The sequence below is a fragment of the uncultured Victivallis sp. genome (assembly GCA_944389935.1).
Lineage (GTDB): Bacteria > Verrucomicrobiota > Lentisphaeria > Victivallales > Victivallaceae > Victivallis.
Genome location: CALXOE010000005.1, coordinates 37,999 through 57,003 on the forward strand (window position 1 = coordinate 37,999; position 19,005 = coordinate 57,003).

17 protein-coding genes are annotated in these 19,005 nt (G+C 60.3%); 8 read left to right on the top strand and 9 right to left on the bottom strand.

Translation table 11 applies throughout. The features are described from left to right. Positions 1 to 13: 13 nt before the first annotated feature. Genes Q0J85_RS02835 through Q0J85_RS02850 form a run of 4 tightly spaced genes read right to left on the bottom strand, consistent with a single transcriptional unit; the run spans position 14 to position 4,101 of the window. Positions 14 to 799, bottom strand: a complete 786-nt coding sequence (locus Q0J85_RS02835) for a hypothetical protein (protein ID WP_294478084.1) — start codon at positions 797 to 799, stop codon at positions 14 to 16. Continuing rightward, a complete protein-coding gene (locus tag Q0J85_RS02840) occupies positions 792 to 1,562 on the bottom strand; it encodes a 1-acyl-sn-glycerol-3-phosphate acyltransferase (protein ID WP_294478086.1) in 771 nt (256 codons plus the stop codon). The genes Q0J85_RS02835 and Q0J85_RS02840 overlap by 8 nt, the downstream gene beginning before the upstream one ends. A 41-nt stretch (positions 1,563 to 1,603) precedes the next feature. Then, on the bottom strand, positions 1,604 to 3,178 hold the full coding sequence (locus tag Q0J85_RS02845; RefSeq protein WP_294478088.1) for a 4Fe-4S binding protein: 1,575 nt from the start codon (positions 3,176 to 3,178) through the stop codon (positions 1,604 to 1,606). A gap of 2 nt (positions 3,179 to 3,180) precedes the next feature. Continuing rightward, on the bottom strand, positions 3,181 to 4,101 hold the full coding sequence (locus Q0J85_RS02850; RefSeq protein ID WP_294478090.1) for a DUF362 domain-containing protein: 921 nt from the start codon (positions 4,099 to 4,101) through the stop codon (positions 3,181 to 3,183). A gap of 169 nt (positions 4,102 to 4,270) precedes the next feature. Here Q0J85_RS02850 and Q0J85_RS02855 point away from each other — a divergent pair, with 169 nt between their 5' ends. Genes Q0J85_RS02855 through Q0J85_RS02865 form a run of 3 tightly spaced genes read left to right on the top strand, consistent with a single transcriptional unit; the run spans position 4,271 to position 8,117 of the window. Beyond that, positions 4,271 to 6,739, top strand: coding sequence for a Na/Pi symporter (locus Q0J85_RS02855; RefSeq protein ID WP_294478092.1), 2,469 nt, complete (start codon positions 4,271 to 4,273; stop codon positions 6,737 to 6,739). Beyond that, complete coding sequence (locus Q0J85_RS02860) at positions 6,736 to 7,590, top strand: fumarate hydratase (protein WP_294478095.1); 855 nt, start codon at positions 6,736 to 6,738, stop codon at positions 7,588 to 7,590. The genes Q0J85_RS02855 and Q0J85_RS02860 overlap by 4 nt, the downstream gene beginning before the upstream one ends. After that, a complete protein-coding gene (locus Q0J85_RS02865; protein ID WP_294478097.1) occupies positions 7,587 to 8,117 on the top strand; it encodes a Fe-S-containing hydro-lyase in 531 nt (176 codons plus the stop codon). The genes Q0J85_RS02860 and Q0J85_RS02865 overlap by 4 nt, the downstream gene beginning before the upstream one ends. Here Q0J85_RS02865 and rfaP read toward each other — a convergent pair. The 3 genes from rfaP to Q0J85_RS02880 are packed head-to-tail and all read right to left on the bottom strand — an operon-like array spanning position 8,108 to position 10,834. After that, positions 8,108 to 8,926 carry a lipopolysaccharide core heptose(I) kinase RfaP gene (rfaP, locus tag Q0J85_RS02870; RefSeq protein ID WP_294478100.1) on the bottom strand — a complete coding sequence of 273 codons (819 nt, stop codon included), beginning with the start codon at positions 8,924 to 8,926 and terminating at the stop codon, positions 8,108 to 8,110. The genes Q0J85_RS02865 and rfaP overlap by 10 nt on opposite strands. Further along, positions 8,910 to 10,049, bottom strand: coding sequence for a glycosyltransferase family 4 protein (locus tag Q0J85_RS02875; protein ID WP_294478102.1), 1,140 nt, complete (start codon positions 10,047 to 10,049; stop codon positions 8,910 to 8,912). Before Q0J85_RS02875 ends, rfaP begins: the two co-directional genes overlap by 17 nt. Beyond that, a complete protein-coding gene (locus Q0J85_RS02880; protein ID WP_294478104.1) occupies positions 10,046 to 10,834 on the bottom strand; it encodes a glycosyltransferase in 789 nt (262 codons plus the stop codon). The genes Q0J85_RS02875 and Q0J85_RS02880 overlap by 4 nt, the downstream gene beginning before the upstream one ends. A 183-nt stretch (positions 10,835 to 11,017) precedes the next feature. On the opposite strand from Q0J85_RS02880, the gene Q0J85_RS02885 reads away from it, so the two are divergent. The 5 genes from Q0J85_RS02885 to Q0J85_RS02905 all read left to right on the top strand — a co-directional run bounded on the left by Q0J85_RS02885 (position 11,018) and on the right by Q0J85_RS02905 (position 17,441). After that, entirely contained in the window at positions 11,018 to 11,497 is a 480-nt protein-coding gene (locus tag Q0J85_RS02885) for a hypothetical protein (protein WP_294478106.1), read from the top strand. A 195-nt stretch (positions 11,498 to 11,692) separates the two neighbouring features. After that, positions 11,693 to 13,060: an NCS2 family permease gene (locus tag Q0J85_RS02890; protein ID WP_294478109.1), complete on the top strand. Its 1,368-nt coding sequence runs from the start codon at positions 11,693 to 11,695 to the stop codon at positions 13,058 to 13,060. A 155-nt stretch (positions 13,061 to 13,215) separates the two neighbouring features. After that, on the top strand, positions 13,216 to 14,322 hold the full coding sequence (locus tag Q0J85_RS02895) for a GntR family transcriptional regulator (protein WP_294478110.1): 1,107 nt from the start codon (positions 13,216 to 13,218) through the stop codon (positions 14,320 to 14,322). A gap of 22 nt (positions 14,323 to 14,344) precedes the next feature. Further along, positions 14,345 to 14,992 (top strand): DUF1559 domain-containing protein, encoded by a 648-nt coding sequence (locus Q0J85_RS02900; RefSeq protein ID WP_294478112.1) that lies wholly within the window; start codon positions 14,345 to 14,347, stop codon positions 14,990 to 14,992. A 10-nt stretch (positions 14,993 to 15,002) separates the two neighbouring features. After that, positions 15,003 to 17,441, top strand: a complete 2,439-nt coding sequence (locus Q0J85_RS02905) for a hypothetical protein (protein WP_294478114.1) — start codon at positions 15,003 to 15,005, stop codon at positions 17,439 to 17,441. Positions 17,442 to 17,484: 43 nt separating this feature from the next. Here the strand turns inward: Q0J85_RS02905 and Q0J85_RS02910 are convergent, their stop codons facing one another. Beyond that, positions 17,485 to 18,555, bottom strand: coding sequence for an ADP-ribosylglycohydrolase family protein (locus Q0J85_RS02910; RefSeq protein WP_294478116.1), 1,071 nt, complete (start codon positions 18,553 to 18,555; stop codon positions 17,485 to 17,487). Positions 18,556 to 18,717: 162 nt separating this feature from the next. Further along, positions 18,718 to 19,005, bottom strand: coding sequence for a hypothetical protein (locus tag Q0J85_RS02915; protein WP_294478117.1), 288 nt, complete (start codon positions 19,003 to 19,005; stop codon positions 18,718 to 18,720).

A 19,005-nucleotide genomic window follows, 5' to 3' on the forward strand; every position in this document is an offset into this window, starting at 1 on the left:
TTTCTCCCAGGCTTTAAAGGACGAAAAGCAGTCCGGCAATCAGCAGCAGAAGCTCCACCAACGCACCCGCCAACGTGATGAAATCCGCAGAAACACCGCCGAAATTCCGCCGGAAAAACCCGGCGAATCCGCTCGACGCAAAATAGACCACCGCCCCCGCAACAATCACACCGAACGGGAAGAAAAGCAGCAGCACCACGCCGATGATTCCCGCCATCCACCATCCCAGCCGCCTGTTTTCCAGCGAAACCGGCAACAGCGGGACTCCCGAATCGCGATCAGGCTCGAGCGCGAGCATCCCCTGCACGGTGAACGCTCCAGTGAGAATCACTGCAATCCAGAGTTTCGCGCCTCCGAACGCCAGTGCGAAAAGCAGCGCCGCTTTCGCAACCTCCAGCAACGAAACAAAGACCGCCGCAAGTGGAGTGCCACTCATCCGGTTCCAGTCGGCATTCAGCCCCGGCAGCGCCTCCCGGAACGGAATTCCGCGCTGCCGCATCAAAATTCCACTGGTCAACAGCGCAAGTCCCCGTCCGGAATCTTTCAAATCAAGAAACGCTGTCGCAAGAATCGCGAAAATCACGCTCCCCGCCACCGGCCGGAACACCGTCGAACAAAATACCGCAACGAAAGCCAGCAGAATCCCGACTGCCGCTCCGACCAGAGGGAACCCCGCCAATTTCGAGGTCGAATCCACGTGCCCGCCGAATCTCCGAACCAGGCTCCCCGGCAAAGGGAAGTCGATCAGCATCTCCCAGGCGCCGATCATCCCACGCAGCAGTCTTTCCGGTTTAATCATGCCCCTTGATCTTTCTGTATTCGGCCCGCATGAGTTCATACACGCGCGCGGCCAGCTCCTTACGGTTCTCCCCGGGGACAGGCTCCACAACGGGCAGAACATACACATCCGCCCGGACATGCGAAAGTCCGAGCACTTTCCAGACATGCGGCAGCAGCGCGGCATGCCCGTACCATGCGAGCGGATACGCTTCCGGATCTTCACTGCTGAAAAAGGTCAGCAGCGGCTGCACCGCGCACTTCGCGTCCACCGCCGCCTCGAAAGGCGTCGACTTGAACGGCAGAAGCCCGTGCTCACCGTCGGTACTGGTTCCTTCCGGATAAACGAGCAGATTGATCTTGTGCTCGAGCGTCGCAATCATCTCCTCCGCGGCATCTTTCGACTTCTGACGCGACGTGCGGTCGATCCAGATCGGATGACTCTGCGCAACGAACGGTCCGAGCACCGGCCAGCGTCGCATCTCCTGCTTCGGGGCGAAGCGGATCGGGAAGATCGCCGCATGCGTCAGAATATCGAGATACCCCTGATGGTTGCTGACCAGCAAACCGCCGGGGAACTGCTCGGGATCGCCGTGCACCACGAGCTCAAAATTGGCGATTTCCGCCGACCCGCGTGCCCACTCCCTGGCATGGCGCGCCGAACACGCCACCGCATCCCAGCCGCTCCGCCCTTTCTGATCGCGGTGAACCCGGTAACTCGATACCACAAACCACCAGACCACCTTGAACAACCGGAACAGCCTGCGAAAAAATTTCCTGACCATACTTTCTGCGAACGCCCTCTTTCTTCCCGTTACTTCCCCCGTCAGAACGGGAACTCTTCCATCTCACTCAGAACCGGCTGCGCCTGTTTGAGCACTTCACGCGGATCGGCCGCACGCGTCTGCTCGGTCGCTCCGTAAATCATGACCGCCTTCCCTGCCTCATCCATGACCGGGCAGATGTACTGGCAGCAGCCGCAGCCGATGCACAGATCCGCAATCACCTGCGGAATCGTCAGATGTCCCTTGTACGAAACCATCTGCAGCGCACCGGTCGGGCAGTGCTCGGCGCACGCGCCGCAGCTGGTGCCGTCGGTCACGACCACACAGCGTTCGCGGAAATAATGAACCTGCCCGATCCGGCAGCTCCGCTTCTCCTCCCGGGTCAGCTTGCGCAGCGCACCGGTCGGACACAGATCCGAACATTTGCTGCACTCGTATTCGCACTTGCCGATTTCAAATGACAAACGCGGCTGCCCCATCCCCGCAAGTCCGTATTCGAGGAACGCCGGCTTGAGCGTATGCCCGGTGCAGTTCGCAATGCAGATGCCGCAGCCGGTGCAGCGGCGGTTGAAGTCGTCTCGATTCCCCGCTCCGGGCGGCATCACGGGCGGAACGCCACCCGCAGCAGCCGCCTTTTTCCCGGCCGTTCCGGCGAGGCGGCCGACCACCAGCGCCGCCACACCCGAAACTCCGGCCGCGGCGAGAAAAGTGCGCCGCCCCGGGTCCGGAAGCGGAGTTTCCGGCGGAAGTTCCGCATTCGCAGCATCTTCCATTTTTCCTTTCTCCGCCCGGTGAAATCCGAGTGCGCCGAAGCGGCAGACGCTCACGCAGTTCATACAGCCGACGCAGCGCGCGGAATCGAGTTTCCCTCCGCGAATGTCAATACAGCCCGCTTTGCAGACCTTCACGCACATGCCGCACTTCATGCACTTCGCCGGATCGAGCCGCAGTGGTGCGAGCGCCCGTTTCGAGAGCACCGCAAGCAACCCGCCGACCGGGCAGAGCGTGTTGCAGAACACCCTCCCCCGGCACGCCGCCGCGAGCAAGATCGCCAGCAGAATCACGCCCGACAAAATCGCCAGCGCCTGCGGGAACTCCGGCCGCGGCTCAAGCGGCTGAATTGCCTCGATCCGCCCGTAAAGCTCGTTGTTCACCTCCGTAAACAACGCCTGTCCCGGTCCGGCCGCATTCCGGCCGAAGAGCGAATACGGGTCGAGCAACCCGAGCGGAAACATCCAGCCGCCGACCGCAAGGCAGATCAGAATGACGAGCATGATGATCCGCGTCCGGCGGAAATCGGGCAGCGTCCGATATTTCATTTTGTTGAACGTAACCAGTTTTCCGATCCGGGAGGCGATGTCCTGAAGCACCCCGAGCGGGCAGCAGAACGAACAGTAGAGCCGCCCGACCAGAAGCGTGACCGCCACAATCACCACAAAGAACAGTGCCGAAATGAGCGAAAGCTGCGTTATCATCCGCAGCAGCGCGGGCAGAAATTCTCCTTTGGCGGCATTCGCCGCAAACCGGTGCAGGGAAGAGAATCCCGCGACAAAGCACGCCAGCACCAGCAGCGAGACGAGAACCCGGAGCGTTTTGAGCAGACGGTATTTCCACATGGTTAAAGCATGATCCTCCGGATGTCAAGCGTATTGAGTTTCGTCGTGCCGAGTCCGAGTTTTTCGCCGTTCGTGATATGCGCAACGGTTTCAAGCGGAAACCCGATCAGGCGCGCTCCGGCAGTATCCACGGCGACGATGTCGCGCGAGAGCAGCAGACTTTTCATATTCCGGACGATCGAATTCACATTGCCGCGCGGACCGCCCGTGCTCATGACCCGGAAAGCGTCGACCACGTTCAGATCGGGACGCCGGATCAGACTCGCGTCGGCGATGCACTGCTGGAGATTGTTCGCGTGCATGAAACGACGATCCCACACAAGTCCCATGAAATTTTTCATCGCGCAGGTCAGCTTCGCCCCGCCATGGTGTTTCAGCACCGGGACGTTGAAGAATACGTCGCAGTCGAGGATGAGCCGGTGCACTTTCGGCTTCTTCATGCGCAGCGCGTTCGGCACATCGATTTCGCGGTAGTCCTCCTCGACGGCGCCGGACACCATCGTGCCGCCTTCGGCCTCCACCGCCGCTTTGATTCCGCTGCGGGAGTAGCTGTTGACCCAGTTGTCACAGGTATGGTCGAAGACGAAAACCTCTTTTGCCCCCGCCTCAAAACACCGTTTCACCATGCGCCCGACGAGTTCGGGATTCGCGTTCGCGCCGCTCTCGGGAGGACGATCCCACCCGATGTTCGGCTTGATGACAACGCTCTGCCCGGGCTTGACAAATGCCTTGATCCCGCCGAAAAGGGCGATCCCGGCGTCGAACATCTCCGCGGGCGACTCTCCGCGCAGGGCAACCAGGTCAGGAACGCCCTGCCCGGTCGTCGGTTTCTGTCCCGGAGATGCGGCCGCACTGAGTTTCCCGGCGATTCCTGCAGTCAGCGCAAAAACCGCGGCGCCTTTCAAAAAATCCCGTCGCTCCAATGATACCCTCCCGTACAGAATTGATCGATCACTTGCGAAACTGTATAAATAATAGCACGCCTCACCCCTTTTTACAAGAAAAAAGAACCCGGAAAACTTGAGAATCCGCCGTTTCGGGAGTATAGTATGAGACCGTATCACAGTGCGAACAACAATCAGGGAAAGCGTTATGTCTTCATTTTTCCGGACTGCAAAGTCTTTATCGCTCACACTGATCGCCGGACTGCTGCTCCTTTTTGCGGCCGGCTGCGGGGAATCCGCCGACGCGACCGTCGACAAGATCCGGGTCGTCGACGGTGCGGAACAGTGCACTCTGCCGGGACAACCTTACGCGAGACCGGTCAAGCTCGAACTCCTCGGCCCGCAGAAACCGGGCATGCTCGGCGGTCAGGGGAATCGAGCCCCCGCCGCCGGAGCGGTGGTGTTCTTCGAGCCCGCCGACGGATCCGACCTCAAAGTCGAACCCGCCACCGCCACGACCGACGAGGGCGGCGGCGTAACGGTCAACGTCACCGCCGGAAAAACCACCGGCGACCAGTATCTGCGCGTCATTCCGAAAGATTATCCCGGCAAAAGCATCACGCTGCGCTTCATCACCGGCATGCGGATCGACGGCGATGAACGACAGTACCGGACCGGGTCGGTCACGGTTGAGCCGCTCTCGGTCAAACTCGTGAAACCCGACGGGTCGCCCGCGACCGGCATCCCCGTGAACTTCGATCTGCTCTCCACCAGCGAAGGGGCAAGTACCAGCGCGAAAATCCTCACCCCCATCGCAGTGACCAACGCCGACGGCGTCGCCGAAACCGATGTACAGCTCGGCGACAAGACCGGCATCTACAACATCGGAATCAGCGTTCTGAATCCGGAGGAGGGATTCCTGATCCAGAACAAAACCGTCAAACTGCTCGGATTCAACGTCCTCTCCGTCGTGATCGCCGTGCTCGGCGGACTCGCGCTCTTCATCTTCGGCATGGAACTCATGGGCGACGGCATCCAGAAGATCGCCGGAGAAAACATGAAGAAAGTGCTGCAGTTCTTCGCCCGCAACGGCATCGTCGCGGTGCTTGCCGGAACGCTCGTCACGGCCGTGATCCAGTCGTCGAGCGCGACGACGGTCATGGTGATCGGGTTCATCAACGCGGGACTGCTGAATCTCACGCAGGCGATCGGCATCATCTTCGGCGCGAACATCGGTACGACCGTCACCGCGCAGATCATCTCGTTCAACCTCTCGGGCCTCGCGCTGCCGGCGATCACGATCGGATTCGTCATCACGCTTTCAAAGAGGCGCTCGGCCAAGGGCTGGGGCGAATCGATCCTCGGATTCGGCTTGCTCTTCTTCGGCATGACCATGATGTCCGACGAACTCAAACTGCTCGCGGACTTTCCGGGATTCCGGGAGGCGTTCCGCTGGTTCGACTGCGCGCCGGCCGCCGTCGGCGGCTGGATGCCGATCGGCGCCGTGCTCGGAACGATCCTGATCGGGCTCGTGGCGACCATGCTGATCCAGTCGAGCTCCGCGGCGATGGGCATTGTGCTCGCACTCGCCGCGGGCGGACTCATCAACTTCTGGACCGCCGTGCCGCTGCTCATCGGGACGAACATCGGCACGACCGTCACCGCGCAGCTCGCCTCGCTCACGGCGAACCGCGTCGCCAAACAGGCGGCGCTGGCTCACACGCTCTTCAATGTCTTCGGCGCGCTGCTCATGCTTGTGCTCTTCTACGTTCCGTTCGGGCCGCAGCGGATTCCGATCTTCCTCTACTTCATCAACGAGATCACGCCGGGCAACGTCTTTGCGCCCGACCCGCAGAACATCGAGCGCCACATCGCCATGGCGCACACGTTCTTCAACGTCGCAGTGGTCGTGCTGCTGCTGCCGTTCCTGAGCCAGTTCGCAAAGCTCTGCAACCGGCTGCTGCCGATTCCGGCCGACGAGAAGATCCATATTCAGCCTCTCGAACCGAATCTGCTGGCCACGCCGTCGATCGCGCTCAAGCAGGCGGTCTCCGCCATTCACACGATGGTGGAGGACGCCTGGAAGATGGTCGATCAGGCGGTCAATATGCACTTCATCGCCGGTGTCTCCGACAAGGAGAAGTACGAGGCGCTCGCCCAGGCTGAAGAGCGGATCGACGCCATGCAGGCCGAAGTCACCGCCTACCTGGTGCAGATCACGCGCCGCCCCCTCACCGAACCGCAGTCGGAACTCGTTCCGCTGCTGATGCACTGCACGAACGACGCCGAACGGATCGCCGACCACACCGCGCTCATCCTCCAGTTGACCGACCGGCTGCTCAAAACCGGGAAAAAGGTTTCGCTCTCCGGCAAGAAAGATCTGCGCAAACTCTGGAACGTCCTCGACGACCAGGCGCGCAACACGATCTCCGCGCTCGGCAGCACGAATCCCGAACAGGTCAAGTTCGCCCTGAAAGATGAACGGCGACTCCAGAAAATGGCCGCAAAACTCGAAGACGCCCACACCGAGCGGCTGCGCAAAGGCAAGTGTCAGCTTGCGAACGCCGTCATCTTCATCGAGATGCTCGGAGAAATGACCAAAATCGGCGAACGCCTCACGAACATCGCGGAACGCACGCCGGAAATTCAGAAACACTATATCGAGTTGCAGAAATGAGTGATTACAGAATCGTATCGTTTGAAGCCGTCGCGCAGGCCGTCTCCGACCTCTGCGGCAAAGCCGCCTGCGACCTGCCGCCGGATGTGCTCGACCGCCTCCGGCAGATGGAAGCGCGCGAAACGTCCGAACTCGGGCGCGACTTTTTCGCGCAGTATCTTGAAAACGCCCGCATCGCCCGCGAGGAGCGCATGCCGCTCTGCCAGGACACCGGGTTTGCGGTCTGTTTCGTCGAACTCGGCGACCGCGTCCGCTTCGATCGCGGCACGATCTACGAGGCGATCAGCGAGGGAGTCGCGCGCGGCTACCGCGAACACTATCTGCGCAAGTCGATCGTGAACGACCCGCTTTTCGACCGGAAGAACACGCAGGACAACACGCCTCCGGTGATCCATCTCGAACTCGTTCCCGGGGAAAAACTCCACATCACGCTCGCGCCCAAGGGCGGCGGCTCGGAAAACATGTCCGCGATCCGCATGCTGAAACCCTCCGACGGGCGGCAGGGCGTGGTCGATTTCGCGGTCGAAACGCTGCGCAAGGCGGGCGGCAACCCCTGTCCCCCGACCGTGGTCGGCATGGGCATCGGCGGAACATTTGAAAAGGCCGCGTTCCTCGCGAAAAAAGCGCTGCTGCGCAAGACCGGCGATCCGAATCCCGATCCGCGCTACGCCGAACTCGAAGCGGAGATCCTCGAAAAAATCAACGCGACCGGCGTCGGCCCGCAGGGACTCGGCGGCTCGGTGACAACTCTTGCCGTGCACATCGAATTTTTCCCGTGCCACATCGCAAGTCTGCCGGTCGCGATCAATGTGAACTGCCATGCGGCGCGCCATGCGGAGGTGGAACTGTGAATACGATCAAACTGACGACTCCTCTTTCGCTCGAAACAGTACGGAGTTTGAAAGCGGGCGACCGCGTGCTGCTCTCCGGCGTGATCTGGACCGGGCGCGACCAGGCGCACAAGCGGCTCGTCGCCCTGCTCGACGATGGGAAGCCGCTTCCGTGCAATCTTGACGGGCAGGTCATCTACTTCGTCGGCCCCTGCCCCGCGAAACCCGGAATGCCGATCGGCAGCGCCGGTCCGACCACGAGCTACCGCATGGACGCCTATTCGCCGCGACTGCTTGCGGAGTGCGGATTGCGCGGCATGATCGGCAAGGGAGCGCGCACCGCCCCGGTCGTGGAGGCGATGAAACAATACGGCGCGGTCTACTTCGCCGCCACCGGCGGTGCGGGGGCGCTCATCGCCCGGTGCGTGAAAAAGTGTGAGCTCGTCGCGTTTCCCGATCTCGGCCCCGAGGCGATCTACCGGCTCGAAGTCGAGGATTTTCCGCTCGTCGTCGCGACCGACGCGAACGGCGAAACACTCTATCGCTGAGCGCGGCGGCGGGCGCGGATCTGTTCGCGGCGGTAAAGAGAGACCGCCGCCCGTTCGACCGCGCGCCAGAATGCGCCGTCCTCCTCGAGCGTCCGCCGCAGCGATTTGCCGCTGTAGAGCTTCATGAACCGGCAGCGGTCGCGTCGCGTCAGTCCGATGTCCATGCTTGAGAAGTAAATCCCGGCCACATCTTTCACGCGATAGCGGTACGGCACGGCGGAACGGATTTCCGCCCGGTGCAGATCGATGACATACAAGTGCGGCAGCGCTTCGTCCCGCGTCGCGTTGTCGAGCAGGAAATGGCAGAGATAGCAGTCACGATGGTTCAACCCCGCCGCGTGCATCGTCCGCACCATCGTCGCGAGCCGCCGCGTCAGCCCGATGCGGAACCGCAGCGCGGGCGGATGTTCCGGCCAGTCGCGGCAGAGATCCTCGAGGCTCGTCATATTTTTCAGCTCGGCGGTCACGAGGAACGACTCGAGCTTCGCGGGATTCGTCCCCCGGCAGCCGCAGGCATGTGAAGTCATCGTGTCGACGCCGACCCGGTGCAGCAGCGCAAGCGCCTCATATTCGTTGCGCGCGCCGAGCACGGGCTTCTTGAAGCGCAGCCAGTTCTTGAAGATCTCGCGCCAGCCGACGCCGTGGTGAACTTTCGCGAAATACCCCCTCCCCTCGAGTTCAAACCGGAACGTGCGGCGGCTCTTGACGTGGCGGAACACCTCCCCCTCAATCGCCGCGACCGCCTCGAATGGATCGCGTCCCTGCCATGCCCGCGCAAATTCCGGGGCCAGATCAATGAATTGCGCCATGTGCCGCCTCCTCGATCGCATCGACCGCCGCCTCCGGGCGACGGTAGAAATCCGCGTTTTTCCCATAAGCGACCGTCTGTTGCCGCATGGCGTCGAGCCGCCCGGGAGTCGAGAGCAATTCCGCCAGTTCAGCAGCGAACGCCGCCTGGTCGAACGGCCCGGGCAGCACCATTCCGCCCGACTCGGCCACGTAGCCGCTGAAGCCGCAGTTTTCCGTGCAGAAAACCGGAGTTCCCGCCGCGATCGCCTCGACAAGAACATTCCCCGCCGCCTCATTGCGCGCCGGGTGGACGAGCAGGTCGGCCGCGAGCATCAGCTCCCGGACGTCGTCGCGGCCGCCGCCGAACGTCACGCGGCCGGCCAGATTCAACCGGCGCGCGAGCGCTTCAAACTTCCGGCTCGACTCACGCCCGGCAATGAACAGTTTCGTCTTTCTCCGCAGCTCCTCCGGCAGGGCGGCAAATGCTTCGAGCGTGCGGTCGACCCCTTTCGTCCGGAAGCCGGAACCGACTTCGAGCAGCAGCGTCTCCTCCGGAGCGACCCCGAGTTCGGCCCGTTTGGCAGCGCGCACTTCCTCCGCATTCTCCGGGCGTCTGTGCGCGGGAGAGATTCCGGGCGGCAGCAGCGTGAACCGCGCCTCCGGTGTGCCGTAAACTTCGATGAACTCCCGTTTCTGCCGTTCCGTCAGGCAGAGGATCCGCGTCTTCGACTCCGGCGCGAACACCGCCCGCTCGAGAGCGAGGAACGTCCGGTAACGCGGCAGAAGCGCCAGCGCCCACTTCGGATGGCGCGCCGCCGCACTCTTCGCAAAACAGTTGTCCGCCGCGAAATAGAGATCGAGCCCGGGCAGCCGGTTGAATCCGACAATCCGATCGAACCGCCCGGCGGCCGCGAACGCTCCGATCTCTGCGGCAAAGTGCTTTGCACGCGCATGATTGGACAGGCCGCGCGCCGGGAACAGTTTGAGCTCAATGCCGTCGGGCGGAGCATCTTCGCACTGCCACGCCATTGTGGCGATTGTGACCTCGTGACCGCGCCGGAGCGCGGCTTCGGCGATCCGCAGCATGTCGCTCTGAAGCCCCCCGTGAGGGAAATAGCGGAAGATCGGAAACAGCAGCCTCATGCCTGCAACCTGTCGAGCGAATCGTCGGCCAGGATCTCGCGGTAGTGCAGCGACTCGAGTTCGCGTTCGATGCGCTGCCGCGCGGCGGGTTTCGATGTCTTGCGGTCCTTCGGCTGCGGATTCAGAATCATCGTCGCATGGTTCAGGTGGCGGACGAATTTCATCAATTCGGCCGACTCGATGAAATACATTTCAAATCCGGCGTTCACGAGGGCAAGATGGAGTGATTTTCCGGCGGTGGTGTCATCGAAGAATCCCTGCCCGACCTGGCGGACATGGGCCGTGCGGTACATCGCGCAATGGCTGCGCAGATACCGGACCTCTTTCTGACTCTTCCGGCCGAGGAGGCGGCGGAAAAACGTCTCGAACACCTTTCCGACCCGTTTCCACGGGGAGACGATTTCGAGTTTCCAGCTGCCGATTCCCGCGATTTTCGGGGAGGCGATGAGCCGGTTGATGAGGAAATCGAGCCAGAGATCGTTGATGACGATCGTATCGGTGTGCATCACCATGAAATAAGGGGTATCGACCTCGGCAAGTGCGAGATCGAGCGCGCGGGCGTGCATCTGGGGTCCGGTTTCGCCGGGAACGGCGGGACGTTCGATGAGCCGGATCCACTCGACGCCGCGCAGATATTCGGTTGAAGCGTCCTGCGAATCGTTGTCGACGACGATGACCTTGACCCGTTCGAGATTCGTATGCAACCGCAGCGAACGCAGACACAACTTCGTCAGCCCCGCGGTCTTGTAATTCGGAATGATGATGGTGACTTCCGGTTTCTGCATCTTTCCGTAAGGAATTCCCTGATTGCGTGTTACTCTTTTTTCGGATAATATACCCTTGCTTTTCCGGTTTGACAAGCAGCCGCGGAAAAAAAACTCCGCATCCGCCGGAATCCGGCTGGAAATGTTCCGCGGAAGTGTTATCTTTAACTTCGTGGATCCCGGTTTCAACCGCAGGAGGCATGCATGGGAAACATTCGTCAGCGGATAGGCGTGCGGAAACGTTCGAAGAAAAAACTGTTCGGGCTGCCGCTCTACGACATCGCGATCGGGCCGGATCCGGAAAAGGATGAGAAACGAGGCCGCGCCAGAGGGATCATCGCCATTGGCGACATCGCCACCGGCGTGATTGCGCTCGGCGGGGTTGCGCGCGGCGGAATCGCAGCGGGCGGGTTTGCGATCGGAGTCGCAGCATTCGGCGGCGGCGCGATCGGCGGGGTCAGCAGCGGCGGAATCGCAGCGGCTCTTCTGTTCGCAGTCGGAGGGGTTGCGCTCTCGCTCGGACTGGCCATCGGCGGACTCGCCATCGGAATCTGGTCGGCGCTCGGAGCGGTCGCCATCGGAACCAACGCCCATGGAGCGGTCGCCATCGGCTGGTACGCAAAAGGAGCGGTCGCCATCGGAAAATTCGCAGAGGGAGCCGTTTCGATCCTCCTCTTCCAATAAAATTGCAAAACGTTGCGCCCCCCGTGCAGCGCGCCCGGGGGAGCCTCTTCTCCGTCGAACTCCCGCAAAAAAAAGACCTGTTTCCGGACTCGCCGGAAGTATTCCCGGGTTGCAATTTCCCGGGGAAGCGTCTATAAGTAAAGCAGCGTTTTCGCGATTGACGATCCAACCAAACCGGGGACAGCTGCTGAAATCATGAATCGTTTTCTCGACCGTTTCTTCCACTATTCCGCCCACAACAGTTCGATCAAAACCGAGGTCATCGCCGGACTCTCGACTTTTGCGGCGATGGCGTACATCATCTGCATCCAGCCGGCGCTCTTCTCCGGGCAGATGACCGGGACGCCGACCGGAATGCCGTTCGGGGCGCTGCTCACAACCACCTGCATCGCCTCGGCGTTCGGCACGATTTTAATGGGATTGCTCGCCAATTATCCGATCGGACTCGCCCCCGGCATGGGGACGAATTTCTTCATCCTCTTCAGCGTCATGGGCGGCTGTGCCGCCGCCACCGGCGGGAAAATGGGCGATCCGGTCGTCTGGCAGACCACGATGGGCGTCGTACTGATCTCCGGAGTCATCTTCCTCGTCACCTCGTTCACGAAACTGCGGAAGTGGATGCTGACCTCGCTGAGTCCCTCCCTCAAATACGGCATCGTGACCGGAATCGGCCTCTTCATCGCCATGCTCGGACTCCGGAACGGCGGCATCATCGACATCACCAACGGACAAATGACACTCAAAACCGCCGTGACCGATACGGCTTCCCTCATCTTCTTCACGGGAGTCGTCGCCATCACGATTCTGCACCACTTCAAGGTCAAGGGCGGCGTGCTGCTCGGGATTCTCGCTTCGGGACTCGTCGCGTTTCTCTGCGGAAAAATCCAGTTCTCCGGCATCGTCGGAATGCCGGCCAATCCGATGCCGCTCGTACTCAAGGCCGACGTCGTCACGGTTTTTCAGCACATCATCCAGCTGCTGCCGCTGATCTTCATCTGCTTCTTCATGGACATGTTCGACACGATGGGCTCCGTCCTCGGGGTGGCGACCAGCGCGAAACTCCTCAATAAAAACAACGAAATCGAACGACTCGAACGGGTATTCGCCGCCGATGCCACCGCGACCGTGGCGGGCGCTCTCTGCGGACAGAGCACCGTCACCTCCTATCTCGAGAGTGCCGCGGGAGCGGAGGCGGGCGGCCGGACCGGACTGACCGCCGTGGTGGTCGGAATCTGTTTTCTGCTGGCGATGTTCTTCTCGCCGTTCATCATGGCGATCGCGGGATATCCGCCGGTCACCTCGGCCGCGCTTGTGGTCGTGGGAGTCATGATGATGAGTTCCGTCTCCGAAATCCGATGGGATGACTACACCGAGGCGGTTCCCGCGTTCCTGATCTTCGCCGGAATTCCGTTCAGCAACAGCATTGTCGGCGGAATCTCCCTCGGCCTCATCCTCTATCCGTTCATCAAGATCGGCAGCGGAAAAATCCGGGATCTGAACTGGTTCTCCTATCTTTCCGCAGCGTTCCTGATTCTCTACCTCATCCTGCTGAACGGAAAATAACCGGAAAGCCACCGCATCCACAAGAATTCCCGGGCAAGTTGTTATATAGAAGTATGATTGGTTATATAAAATGCGATTTTTACAGAACAAGCTCTTGGCTCGAACGTTTCCCCGTGGTATAATTAACATGGAAATCAAACAGAAAGATTCGATCCATGTACGACGGCGTGGAACAACGGGAACTCAACAAAAGCGAACGGTTATTCCGTTATCTTTACGATGCGATCCGGAGGGGGGAACTCCAGCATGGATCCCGCCTGGCCTCAGAGTCAGAACTGGCGAAAGCGCATAACTGCTCACGAATCACCGTCCGTTCAAGCCTGCGGCAGCTTCAGGAGCTCAAACTCATCCGGCGCGTGCGCGGTGACGGGACTTACATCAGCAGCGAGGGGGTGCGGTTCTCCAGCCGCAGAAATATCGCCCTCGTCGGGGATGCAACTTACGATGATCCCTTTTTTCAGGGAGTCGATCCCTATTTCTCCCATCTGATGCACGGCCTGCTTCAGAACGGAAACACGCTCGACTTTTCGGCGAATTTCATCGTCGTGCAGCCGAGAGATGTCAATTTCATGGGGGCGTTCGCGCGGCAGGGAATCCGGCTGTGTGATTTCGACGGACTGATTTTCACGCGGCAGTTGACCGCACCAGAACTCGACCTGCTCGAACAGGAGCGCCGCCACTTTGTGGCTCTGCAGGAGCCGTGCGATGACCGGGAGATCTCGTATGCCGCCATCGATAACGTCTCTGGCGCCCATCTGGCGACCAACCATCTGCTCGACCGCGGGCGGCGCGAACTCATCTTCTTCCACGATTCGCTCGACATCAAGGTCAACCGGGACAAGATGACCGGGTTCAACCGGGCGCTGGACGAAGCGGGCATAGACTCCTCTCCCGCAGCGCGGCGCCATTACGAAATCGACCCCATGTCCATCGAAAGCGGAGCGGAAGTCATCCGCCGGTTACTGGATGAAAAACAGACTTTCGATGGACTCATCGTGCGCGGTGACTGGGCGTTCATCGGCATGGTCAATGTACTCCGTGAAAAGAAGATCCGGATTCCGGAAGATGTCTCACTCATCCTTTACGACGATCCGGCCATCGCGTCGCGCGTACTGAATCTGGAAATCTCCCATATCTGGCAGCCTTACTCGGAACAGCTCCGCAACGCACTTGAAATCCTCACGCGCAATCTGTCGCGTCCGCTGCCGATCAACACGGTCCATATCATCCAGCCCACTCTCGTGGTCCGGAAAACCAGTTAATCATCAAACAGGAGTCACCCCTATGAAGCGAAAATTCACATTGATCGAACTTCTTGTCGTGATTGCAATTATCGCCATTCTGGCGGCGATGCTGCTTCCCGCGCTGAATCAGGCGCGCGAGAGAAGCAGAAAAACCAACTGTCTGAACAATGAAAAACAGATCGGACTCGCAATCGAACTCTACGCGGGAGACTATGATTCATGGATCGTCGGCTACTGGAAATCCGGATATAAGCCCTCCGAATGGTGGTACTGGAATCTGAGACTTCTCGGATATCTGCCCAGGAAACAAATCTGGATCTGCCAGACCAATCTGCAGGAAGCTCCAAAGCCGGAAACCGTCGACATCACCTACTGCCGGGTCAACCACAACCAATGGCGTGCGTTCTGCAACAGTTACGAGGGGACCGACCGTTTTTACAAGCTGAGCCGGCTGCCGCAGCCATCCCGGCAAATCCTGGTCATGGAGAGCCGGTTCGCACCTACCGGATACGAGAACCGACAGAATTCCGCCCCGCGCAATGGAGAGTCTCTGCGCTACTCTCAGTTGAAACAGTATGGGGCATTCTGCCACAACAACACCATGAACGGACTTTTCGCCGACGGACACGCGACTTCGCTCCAGATCGACGAGATCACGCTGGAAATGATGAACGACCCCAACAACTGAGAGAACGGAAATGAGTCGATTTTCTTTAGCGCTGCTGTGTTTATTCGTCTGCACAATCGTTCCCGCTGCCGACCTGATCCGATTGCGACCGGACTTCTCCCGGAACGACTGGCCGGAATTGCTGATTCCATCCGAAAACCCCGCTCCGTCAATTCGCGACCGGCAGTTGGAACTGCCGCCGGGAAGTGCCGTAAGAACACCACGGTTGCCATTGACGGAGGGAACGCTCCGGGTGCGGGGAAATGCCTCCGGACAACTGGACGTATGCCTGGGATTTTTCCGCGGGACCCATGAGATCAAAACGATCCCGGTCCGCTGCCGGGGCGGAGCTTTTGCCGAAACCCTCCTCCCTGCCCGACTGCCCGGTGACTGCGACCGGTTCGAGCTGCGGATTGCAAACACTTCGGAGAAAGCGCTTCGACTCGATTTTCTGGAACTCTCGCTTGCTGTGGAAGGAGCATTGCTCACGGGCGACCCCCTCTTCCAGAACGCGCTCGGCCGCGATCACTGGATCGTACGCCGGGGCGGACGCGATTGGGATAATCTCCTCTACTCCGGAAATGGCAAAGGCATCCGGCTCATTTCCTCCGGCGGTCCCGGCGGCGGCGGACTGCTTGAACTGAACGGCGCCGGAACCGTAACGACCCCGGTATTCCCGTACAACGGGGAGAAGATTCTCATCGGCGCCTGGCTCCGTCAGCAGAATCTGGTCAAGGGCAAAGACAAACCCGGCTGGGCGTATGCGACCATCCAGATCGTTCAGTTCGACCGGAACGGCAAAGAGATCGGACACCGGGACCTGAGTCCGCTCGAACCGGGCGACAAACCGTGGCAGTTCCATCTAATGACGCTTGAACCGGGAAAAGTCTCGCGCCAGACGGAGAGTTTCGCCATTTACATCCGGGTTTTCGACGGCGCGAGCGGAACGTTTCAAGTGGGGATGACCTGTGCAATCCGGCAGGGCAGCGCGGTACGCAGAGCTCCCTACGACGAGACCCGGGGAACAATGAAGATCGACGCCCGCCGTCCTGCAAATGAATTCCCGCCGATCTGGCAGGCGGCGGATATGTCCTACGCCAGCGACATCTGTCACCGCGAAATGCGGTATGCACTCGCCCGGATTCGGGAAAGCGGAGTACGTCATCTTCGGCTGCGCGGCTGCATGCAGGGACTCAAAATCGTGAAGTCGCTCACTCCGGACGGTAAATTCCAGCTGGATTTCACCCTGGCCGACCAACTTCTCGACTATGTGGTCCGCGATTTGAAGTATGACTTGACATTCACGGTGGAACCGACTCCGGATCAGCTCTCCGTGAAACCGACCGGAAAACCGGACGCTTTCACCAACATCCATCCGCCGCGCGACCGGAGAATCTGGGGAGAAATTCTCAAAGAGATCGTCAAACACTGGCTCGCCCGTTACGGCCGGGAAACCGTGGAACGCTGGAGCTTCGAGTGTTGGAACGAACCGAACGCCTCGGCATTCTTCGGCGGAACCGATACGGAATTCACCGAGATCTTCGGCACCTACCTCGAAACGCTGACCGCCATTGAGCAGGAGGAGAAGATTGATCTCGACATCGGCACGATGAGCGCGGCCGGCCCGACGCCGTGGTTCTTCAACATCTTCGAGAAAGCGCGAACTCTCGGCAAGCTCGATAAGATCGACTTCATCTCGTTCCATCTCTACGGGGGATTCGTCAACTCCATGGATGAGTTTCCCGGAGGAATCGCGCTCATGCGCAAAATCGCCGCGCAGAATCCGCCGATGGATCGCCGTCCTCTCCGACTGACGGAATACAACGCCAATACGATGAGCGACACCAAACTCGATCAGGCGACGGCGGCCGCATTCAACGTCCGCGCTGTCAAATGCTTTCTGGACAACGGGATCGAACGCGCGTACTTTTTCAGTGTCTGCGACTTTCTCTGGGCGTGGGACAACAAACACTTCAAAGGCGGACTCGGGCTTTTCACCTCGACAGGAATACCCAAACCGGTGTTCAACAGTGTCATTTTGCTGAACCGCCTGACCGACTGCCGACGCCTGCAGGTCGAGAGTTCAAACGAACCGTTCGACGCCCTCGCCGGTATCACGCCGGAGGAGGACGCCATCCGGATACTGATCACCTCGTTCGACGAACGGCAGCCCGCAGCCGCCTCTCCGGCAAAACTCCGGCTCGAAGTCAAGCTGCCGAAACCGTACCGGAAAATCGAAATCAGCGCGACCCGTGTAGACAGTTCCCGGGCCAATTCGTTCGCGGAATTCGTCCGACAGGGGAAACCGACAGACAAAAGACAGCCGGACGTTTCCGGTTTCCGGAAAGCAAACGAGCTCAAAGCCGAACCAATTACGGCATTCCGGCTCGAGAGCGGTCGTCTCACTCTCGAACTCGAGATGGAACTGAACGCGCTCTGCTTCCTCGAAATCACGCCGGCTGACAAGTGAGAGGCATTCCTGTTCGCGACGTCGATCGCTGCGACTCTTCTTTTCATCGCCAGAAGAGGAGGAGCCGCAGAAGGATGTGGACGTACACCGTCGCGCCGAACAGCAGATTCCGGAATGGAATCGCCCAGTAGGCGGTCGGCACCACCGTCGCCGGAACCCCTTTGGAAAATCGGGCAAGCTGCTCGCCCAGCCGCCGCAGAAATGTCACCGACCAGGGATAGTCACAAATACGGTTGAGATATTCCGGAGGGATTCCGCTCTCCCCGGCGGCCGCCCCGGCAAGAGCACCGGCAATCGCACCGGTTGAGTCGGTGTCTCCACCGCATTTGATCACGGATTCGAGCGTCGCGGCAACGTCGCCGTAGTGAAGGAACCAGCCGTAAACAGCAACCGGAACCGTGTGATAAACATATCCGGAGACACCTTTCGCCAGTCCGAGTGAATCGGCAAACGCCTCGACTGTCATCGCGTTTCTCCAGCCGGTTTCCATACGATCGACGAGTTCCGTCCATTCCGCGTCACCGGAAGCGGCCATCCGCAACCGGGCAGAAACCTCCGCCATCTCCGGCTTCCGCCCGACGGGCACCCGCAACGTCAATGCCGCCATCTCGGCGACTGCGAGCGCCCCGACAAACGCCCGTTCGTCCCGGTGCGTAAGCCGCGTTGAAAGCCGCACGAAATCATGCCGCTCGATCGGATCCGGAAACAACGCACCCAGAACCGCACTGCGTACCGCAGCGCCATTCCCGGCCGACTTCACGCCGCTCTCCCGGCAGGAGACTCCGCACCACAGCCGCAGCACGGCGCGCAGCGTCGCCCAGCCGCAGCCGCTCGGCAGAAAAAGCAGCCAGTAACGCAACCGCCAGCTCAATGAGAGCAGAAAACTCTCTGAATCACCTGCCGACGAGAGTACCGCCTGCGTGACGAGGATCGAGAGCTCCGTATCGTCGCTGACCATGCCATGACCGAAGAGAAACCGCTGCCGCAACGGTCCGGGGAAGCGACTCGCCCAGCGTTTCCGTCCCAGCCGCTCCCCCGGCAGCCCGAGAGAATCCCCGGCAGCACATCCAAACAGCAGCCCGACCGCGCGAGATTCCCGATCGTCAATTTCCATTGGCATTCTCCGTTTGCAATACTTCAATATATCATGTTCGCAATGGAAATCAAATCAAACCGGGCCATCGACAATCCGGCCGGGCAGAATGCCGGCAACCGTCCCTCCTCCCCCCCCGAATTCGCAGTTCAGCCGGATCTGAGAGAAACTTTCACCGGTGAATCACCGATCGCGGTTTTCGATTCCGGCGGGAGGTTCGTCGGGCAGATCGATGACTTCAGCGTCGATGATCGCCTCGCTCGCACGGACCTCCCGTTCCGGCTCATCCGGCGCAGGCGGTTCAGGTTCGGTCTGCCGCTGATACCAGCGGCTCATGCGGATCACTCTCCGCCCGGTCAGAAGCTGCACAATCGCCACAACCGCGATCAGCACCAAAACCACCGGCAGAAACAAAATAAACAACACGGCTAATATGCCGCAGGTGATGTAATTCCCGATATCCCGGCTCAT